The organism is Methylobacterium sp. WL6 (genome assembly GCF_008040095.1).
Lineage (GTDB): Bacteria > Pseudomonadota > Alphaproteobacteria > Rhizobiales > Beijerinckiaceae > Methylobacterium.
In genome coordinates this window covers 1-1,157 of the sequence record NZ_VRVH01000585.1, presented here as the reverse complement: position 1 = coordinate 1,157, position 1,157 = coordinate 1, and the positions used below count along the sequence as shown (strand labels likewise).

The window sequence follows — 1,157 nt, the reverse complement described above, 5'->3', positions numbered from 1 at the left end:
CGCCGGTGGCCCAGGCCCCGTCCGAGGCGCCCTCCGAAGCTCCGGCCGAGGCGGGCGCCGCGCAGTGAAGCCCAAGCCGGGAGACGGCCCGTTCCGCGCCTGACCGCCCGGCTCGACCTCGGGCGCGCGACCGCGTTCCACTGCGTGCCGGCGGCCGACCCGGTCTTCGACCGCCGCCTCGTGCTGCCGGAGATCGGCCGCGGCGGCTGGGTCGTCCTGACCTATCGCGAGCCGCCGACCGCCCGGCCGCGCCGGCCGATGCTGCGCCTGATCCGCGCCGAGGGCGCGCAGGACGTGGTGCTGCCCGGCGTCGCGCAGCCCTGCGCCCACTGGCTCGGCCTGCTCCCGGACGACCTCCGCGAGATCCGCCTCGCCGCCGGACCCGGCTTCGTGCTGGAGCGCGTCGGCCGCCGCACCGAGGCGAGCCTGTTCCTGCAAGCGCTCGCGACCCGGCCGCTCCGCGCCGGCTCCGCCCTCTACGAACGCCTGCGCGGCGACGAGCGCCGCTATCGCGACACCCTCCGCGGGACCTGCGCGGTGACGCCGCGCGCGCGGTTCTCGGATTGGGCGGCGGACCGCGCCCTCCTTCCGCCCTCCCCCGAAGGCGGGGGAGGGCAGAGGGCGTTCGGCATGATCCGCGTGCTCGTCCTGGGCGACGCGGATGCCGAAAGCCTCGCCGCGACGCTCGCGAGCCTGCGCGCGCAGACCCATCCCGACTGGCGCGCGATCGTCCTGCACGCCGCCACCTTGCAGGCCACGCCCGACGACCCTCGCATCACGCATGAGGCCTGGCGCGACGATCGCGGCCTCGGGGATGCCCTCGGAAACGCGCCCCTCTCTCTGCTCCGCGCCGGCGACCGGCTGAGGCCCGAGGCGCTCGCTCGGCTCTCCGCGGAGATCGGCACCGCCGACCTGATCTACGCCGACGAGCTACGCGACGGCGCGCCCCGGCTGAAACCGGATTGGAGCCCGGATCTCGCCCGCACCACCGGCTACCAGGGCCGGCCGTGGCTCGCCGCGCCGGCCCTGCTCGCGCGCCTTCCCGAAGACCCGGCCGGGGCGATCGCGGCGTTTCCGCTCGCCCTCGACCTGTGGCTCGGCGCGCGCGCGACCCGTGTGGCGCACCTCCCGCGCATCCTCGCCGAGACCACCGGGGC

At 77.2% G+C, this 1,157-nt stretch carries 1 pseudogene; it reads left to right on the top strand.

Annotated features, from left to right (window positions below):
* Positions 1-144 precede the first annotated feature (144 nt).
* A pseudogene (locus FV230_RS28570) lies at positions 145-1,157 on the top strand (glycosyltransferase family 2 protein); the annotation flags it as partial.